Source organism: Methylorubrum subtropicum, assembly GCF_038442325.1.
Classification (GTDB): domain Bacteria; phylum Pseudomonadota; class Alphaproteobacteria; order Rhizobiales; family Beijerinckiaceae; genus Methylobacterium; species Methylobacterium subtropicum.
In genome coordinates, this window is the sequence record NZ_JBBXMW010000012.1 from 164,732 (window position 1) to 171,303 (window position 6,572).

Below are 6,572 nucleotides of genomic sequence, written 5' to 3' on the forward strand. Positions count from 1 at the left end.
CCTATCAGCAAAACAGAAATTGAGAGGACATTACCATGACGGACATCAAGGGACGCAGGATCGCCGTGCTGGCGACGGACGGAGTCGAGGAGGTCGAGTTGACCGAGCCGGTGAAGGCCCTTCGGGATGCGGGGGCGACGACGACCCTGGTGTCGCTGAAGGCCGGCGAGATCCAAGCCATGGAGAAAGACGTGAACCCGGCCGGCAAGCACCCGGTCGACGCCGTCGTGGCGGAGGCCGATGCGACCGGCTACGACGGGTTGGTGCTCCCCGGCGGGACCACCAACCCCGACGCGCTTCGGCTGGACGAGAAGGCGGTCGCGTTCGTCAAGGCGTTCGTCGACGCCGGAAAGCCCATCGCCGCGATCTGCCACGGTCCGTGGATGCTCATCAACGCCGAGGGCGTGCGCGGACGGACCCTGACGTCCTGGCCGTCGCTGCAGGTGGACCTTCGCAATGCTGGGGCGACCTGGGTGGACGAGGAGGTCGCCGTGGACGGCAACCTCGTGACCTCGCGCAACCCGAACGATCTGCCAGCCTTCTGCAAGGCCATCGTCAAGCTGTTCGCACAGGCGGCCTGAGCGTTCACCGGCCCGATCCACACCGCGTCGTCCGGAGTCAAAACGCGTGTCCCTCGAAATCAACAAGAACCTCGTGCGGGCCTACTTCGATGCGTTCCGGGACCGGGACTCGGCGTGGTGGCAGCGCTTCATCACCCCGGACTTCGTCCGTCACGATCCCGGCCTCGACTTCGAGGTCCGTGGCCCGGAAGGTGTGGCCAAGCTCGGCGAGGTACTGCATGGCGGCCTGTCCGACATCACCATGCCCATCGACGAGGTCATCGCCGAAGGCGACCGGGTGCTCGCCCGCCTGCGCTTCCAAGGCCGGCACACGGGCGAGTTCCAGGGTATCCCGGCCACGGGAAGGGCCGTGGACATCGTCGTGATGGACTACTTCCGCATCGTAGAAGGACGCCTGGCCGAGCACTGGGCGCTGATGGATAACCTATCCCTGCTGAAGCAGATCGGGGCCATCGACGCCTGAGTGGGTAATGGCGTTGCCTGGGGGCGCGTTCGCCGCTCCGCAACGGTTGGGTGACCCGGCGCTATCGTCATGTGCCGGCCCGGCGCGCCGCGGTGACCTTGCCCAGCATGCGCGAGAGCTGCTCGGCGGAGTAGGGCTTGTGCACGAGCTCGAACCCGTGCGACGCGTCCTGAGCCAAAACGTGGCTGTAGCCGGAGGTTAGCACGACAGGCAGGTCGGGGAGGCGCTGACGCAGTTCCTCCGCGAGCGCGACGCCGCCCATCCCCGGCATGACGACGTCGGAGAACACCGCGTCGAACCGCGTCGGTGCCTTTTCGACCTCAGCAAGTGCTTCCTCGGCATTTGTCGCCCACACGATTTCGTTGCCAAGGTCCTCCAGGATCTGGGTGGCGAAACGGCCGACCTCCAAGTTGTCCTCGACGACGAGAAGGCAAAGCCCGGTGGCGGCAGGGTTTTCCGCGGACGTGACGGTTTCCTGCACGAGGGGGGGGTGGCACTTCCGGCAGGTAGAGCGTGAAGGTCGAGCCCCGGCCGGGCTCACTCTTCAGGTCGATGTCACCGCCGGACTGCTTGGCGAAGCCGAACACCTGGGACAGACCGAGCCCCGTGCCCTGGCCGACCGGCTTCGTCGTATAGAAAGGCTCGAATACCCGCGGGAGCGCGTCCGCCGGGATGCCGCTGCCGGTGTCCGTCAGCGACACGGCGACGAACGGGCTCGTCGATCCGGCATGGCCGCGGATCGACGGCAGGGCTGAGCCGCAAACGAGGCGCAGGGTGAGGATTCCCTCGCCATGCATGGCATCGCGGGCATTGACCGCCATGTTGACGAGCGCGGTCTCGAACTGGCTGACGTCGGCGCGCACGTGGCAGGGCGTTCCCACCATCTCGGTCAACACACGGATGCGGGAGCCGGTCACGGTATCGAGCATGTCCGCCACCGCCCGCAGGCGGGTCCCGACCTCGAAAACCTCCGGGGTCAGCGCCTGTCGCCGCGCGAAGGCCAGGAGCTGACCAGTCAGCTTGGCGGCCCGCTCGACCGTATCGGAGACGGCGTCGAGGTAGCGCTGCTTGCGCTCGGCGGCGAGGTCGGGCCGCCGCAGGAAGTCCACCGACGAGCGGATGATGGTCAGCAGGTTGTTGAAGTCATGCGCGACGCCCCCGGTCAGTTGCCCGACCGCCTCCATCTTCTGGGACTGGCGCAGGGCTTCCTCCACCGTCATCAGCGCCCGCGTCCGGTCGCTGACCTGCTGCTCAAGGTTCGACTCGTTTGCGCGCAGCGCGGCCTCGTCGTCGAGCCGTCCGCGTGCCGTGGAGAGGAACTGCGCGACCGTGGCGAAGAAGGCGAGGGTCTCCCCGCCGAAGACGGCCTGCCGTGTGGAGGCGAAGGAGATCACCCCCGACAGCCGGCCGCGGCTGATCACCGGATAGCCGGCGAAGGCGGTCAGGCCGGCCTCCTGCGCCATTGCGTGACGAGGCTCGTCGCTCGACTGGATGTCCGGGAGCACGAAGGGCTTTCGCGTTCGGGCCACGATCCCGCACAGGGGCAGGTCGCAGGAGACGTCCCTCAGGACCGCCCTAAACTCCGGCCCGAGCCCGATGGACTGCGTCAGCGCGAGGCGCTCCCCGCTCGCTTCCGTGACGTAGATGTAGGTCTGGTCGAAGCCGAGCGCCTCGGTGCCGGCCTCCAGGATCGGGACCAGCGCCGCGTCCGGGTCGGCGGCCGACAGCAACTCCGCCGCGGCGCGGGCCAGGAGATGCAGCCGCTCGCCGCGGCGGCGCTCCTCCGTACGGTCGCGCAGGATCTTGAGGTAGCCGACGTGGCCTCCGTCCTCGGCGGTCAGCGGCATCATCTCGCCCATCGCCCAGAACCGCGAGCCGTCCTTGCGCAGGTGCCAGCGCTCGTCGTTGCCGCGCCCCTCCTCGCGCGCCGCCCGCATCTCGCTCTCGGGGATGTCGTCGGCCCGGTCCTCCGGCGTGAAGAACAGGTCCGCGTGACGGCCAAGCGCCTCGGTTTCGGTCCAGCCCAGAATGGTCTCGGCCCCCGCGTTCCAGCCGGTCACGTCCCCGTCGAGGTCCGTCGTGACGATGGCGTAGTCGACCGCGCTGGCGAGAACCTGCCGGTGGCGCGCCTCATCGGCGCGTCCGCGTCTGAGCGCAGCGTCACGTTCGCGGACGGCCCGTCGAAGCTCGAACTGCGCCATGACCTGCCGAGCGAGCGCCTCAAGGTCTTCGATCTGCGGGGGTTCGAGCCCGTCGGGGCGGGCGGCGCCATCGAGCACGCACAGCGTCCCCAGCGCGAGGCCTTCGGCGGTTAGTAGGGGCACGCCGGCATAGAAGCGCACGCCGGCATCGCGCGTGGCGGGATTTTCCGCATGGGCCGGGTCGGACCGCGTATCGGGGATAACCAGAGGCGTACCGGCGCTCACGACCAGCGGGCAAAACCCGGAATCGAGCGGGGCGGTCACCGCACCCTCATACCCAGACCGCGCCCTGAAGAACTGGCGAACGTCGTCGACCAGGGTGATCAGCGAGACGGGCGTGCCGCAGATCCGGGCGGCGAGGCGGACGATGTCGTCGAGCTCCGCCTCCGGAGCCATGTCGAGCACGGCGTAGCCGGCCAGCGCGGACAGGCGCCGCGTCTCGGTGCTCGAAGAGCTTTCGTGGATGGCGGTCAACGTGCACGGAGGCAAAGGTCGTCCAATCAGGCCATGGGAATGGTGGGGCCAACCCCTCACAACGTTGGGTCAACTTGGCCGTTCCAACGCGACGAATGCCCAGGTTCCGTCAGCTGCTACCTCATGCCCCCCCGCTTGGGAGTGTGTGGAACGGGTATGGATATCGACCAGCACGGACAGGAGCAGGCGGACGGCGAATATCGTCCTGCGGCCGCCCGAGGACTTGGCCAGGGTAACGTTGCGCTGGCGTCCGAACGCAGCCGCGAAACCCGAGACCTAGCCTTATGAAACGGTGTTGGGGTGCCCGAGGTGGATAGCCCGAGCCAGTCGTTGCTCAGCGCGGACGCAAGGCGACCACGTTCCCATCCCCGGATGCCGGCGGGACGGGATGACCGAGCGCCTCGGCCACCTTGATGGCGAGTTGCTCGCGCTTGAACGGCTTGCCGATGAGCATCACGCCGTCGTCGAGGCGACCGTGATGGACGATGGAATTCTCGGTGTAGCCCGACATGAAGAGCACCCTCACCTCGGGTCGCATCGCGAGGATGCGCTCGGACAGCGTGCGGCCGCGGACCTCGCCGGGCAGCACCACATCGGTGAGCAGCAGGTCGATGGCGTTGGCGTTGGCGCCAAACATGCGCAGGGCCTCCTCGCCATCGGAGGCTTCCAGGACCCGATAGCCGAGGTCCGACAGGATCGCGCAGGCGATCTCGCGGACCGCCGGCTCGTCCTCGACCACGAGCACGGTGGCATCTCCGCGTGGCAACTCGACCGGGGCGACGGAACGCTGGCCGGCGACCGGCACGACGCCCATCGCCCGGGGCAGGTAGATCTTCACCGTCGTGCCCTCGCCGGGCTCGGAGTAGATCTTCACGTGTCCACCGGACTGCTTCACGAAGCCGAACACCATCGCGAGCCCGAGGCCGGTGCCCTTGCCGTCGGGCTTGGTCGTAAAGAACGGTTCGAACACGCGCTTGACGACCTCGGGCGTCATGCCGTGGCCGGTGTCCGACACGGCGAGCATGGCGTAGTCGCCGGCCACCACCTCGGCATGGTCTCGTGCGTAATGATCGTCGAGGACCTTGTTGCCGAGCTCGATGGTCAGGCGTCCCCCGCCGGGCATGGCGTCGCGGGCGTTCAGCGCGAGGTTGAGGACCGCGCTCTCCAACTGCGCGGGATCAGCCATCGCCGGCCAGAGGCCGGCGCTCTCGACGTAGCGCACCTCGATGTGCTCGCCCAGCGTGCGCCTGAGGAGCGGAACGAGGTCTGGCATCGTCGCGGACAGGTCGATGGGCGCCGGCGCCAGGGGCTGCTTGCGGGCGAAGGCGAGGAGTTGGGCGGTGAGGGTCGCGCCGCGTTGGGCGGCCCAGGCGGCGCGCTCGATCCGGGTCTGGAGCTTGGCGTCCCCGTCGACGAGCTTGGAGCGAACGAATTCGAGGTTGCCGAGGATCACCTGCAGCAGGTTGTTGAAGTCGTGCGCGATGCCCCCGGTCAACTGACCGATGGCCTGCATCTTCTGCGCCTCGCGCAGGACGCCCTCGGCCTGGGTACGCTTGGTCATGTCGGTGACGGTGAGCACGAACCCGCCGTCCGGCATCGGCGTGCGCCGAAGCTCCAGGTGATGCGCGTCGCCCCGGACCCGTTCGTACACGACCGCCTCGCCCGGGACGCTGCGGCCGTGGCGGATCTGGTCCTCGCTCTCCAGGGCGGGACGGCCGTCCTCGGAGGTGTGTTCGACGAAGACACCATAGGGCGTGCCCGACCGCAGCATCGCCTTCGGAAGGTCGAGCAGGACCTGGAAGCACTGGTTCCAGTTCGTCATGAGCCGGTCGGCGCCGAACACGGCGATGCCCTGGCTCAGGCTGTCGAGGGAGGCGCGCAGGCGCAGGGCCAGCGTACGTTGCTCGGCCTCGATCCTGTGGGAGCGGGACCAGGCTTGGTTCAGCAGCCGTGCCGCAAGGAGCAGGATGAGCGCCGCGAGGACGGCGCCGCCGAGCACCAGCCAGCGGACCCAGGCCGCGCGCGCGTCGTTCTCCACCATGCGGGTATCCAGCAGGCCTTGTTCCTCCGCCAGCATGGCTGCGAGGACGGTTTCGGCCTGCTTCTGGTACTTGCGCCCGGCATCCGTGTTGACGATTCGCAGCGCAGCATCGAGTCCGCTGTCGCGCCGTGACTGGACGGTCTGCGCGAGCTCCTCCAGCTTATGCTGGATGACCGGCGAAAGGTCGCGCAGCCGGCGCTGCTGCGCCGGGTTGTCGGCCGTGAGCTTCTGCAGATCGCCCTGCAGCAGGCCGACCCGGTCGCGGGCCTCGTTGTAGGGTGCGAGGTAATCGTCCTTGCCGGTCAGCAGGAAGCCGCGCTGGCCGGTCTCGGCATCGCGCAGCGCGATGGCGAGGTCCTTCATCGCGCCCAGCACGCGGTAGCTATGCTGGGACCATTCGCGTGCCTCCCGGGCGGCGCCCAGGCGCTCCCAGGTGACGCCGCCGACCAACGCCGTGATGGCGATGAGCACCGCTAGGAAGAGGAGATTGGCGCGGGCGACGAGGTGCTTGGTCATGTCGTGTCCGATCCCGGGCTACCCTGGCCCCTGGGGGCGGCGACCCGGCGCGGAGACCACGATATGGTCAGCGATACCTGCGGCGCTCCGTTCCTGACGCTCACGCGCTTCGTTCCGGTCGCACGGGAGGCTGGGACGATGCGGCGATGACGCGACGCAAGACCCGTCCGACTAGGCCGCGAACTCATAACGATTGGCACGGTTGCCCACGCTGATCGTTGGTCCTCCAGCCATGGAGGATCGTGAATGGCACGGTTTGATCTGACGGACGCGGAGTGGGCAGCGATCGAGCCGGT

General features: G+C 68.4%; 3 protein-coding genes and 2 pseudogenes. 2 read left to right on the forward strand and 3 right to left on the reverse strand.

All coding sequences use genetic code 11. From position 1 onward, the window contains the following. The first annotated feature begins 35 nt into the window (after positions 1–35). Positions 36–581, forward strand: a complete 546-nt coding sequence (locus AAHG03_RS17595; RefSeq protein ID WP_342152043.1) for a type 1 glutamine amidotransferase domain-containing protein — start codon at positions 36–38, stop codon at positions 579–581. Between the two features lie 46 nt (positions 582–627). Continuing rightward, positions 628–1,044, forward strand: a complete 417-nt coding sequence (locus AAHG03_RS17600; protein ID WP_342152044.1) for an ester cyclase — start codon at positions 628–630, stop codon at positions 1,042–1,044. Between the two features lie 67 nt (positions 1,045–1,111). Here AAHG03_RS17600 and AAHG03_RS27175 read toward each other — a convergent pair. The 3 genes and pseudogenes from AAHG03_RS27175 to AAHG03_RS17615 form a co-directional block, all read right to left on the reverse strand. After that, positions 1,112–2,255 (reverse strand): annotated as a pseudogene (locus AAHG03_RS27175) (ATP-binding protein); the annotation flags it as partial. Between the two features lie 153 nt (positions 2,256–2,408). Next, a pseudogene (locus AAHG03_RS27180) lies at positions 2,409–3,641 on the reverse strand (GAF domain-containing protein); the annotation flags it as partial. Between the two features lie 412 nt (positions 3,642–4,053). Next, positions 4,054–6,276 (reverse strand): CHASE3 domain-containing protein, encoded by a 2,223-nt coding sequence (locus AAHG03_RS17615; protein ID WP_342152046.1) that lies wholly within the window; start codon positions 6,274–6,276, stop codon positions 4,054–4,056. Positions 6,277–6,572 lie beyond the last annotated feature (296 nt).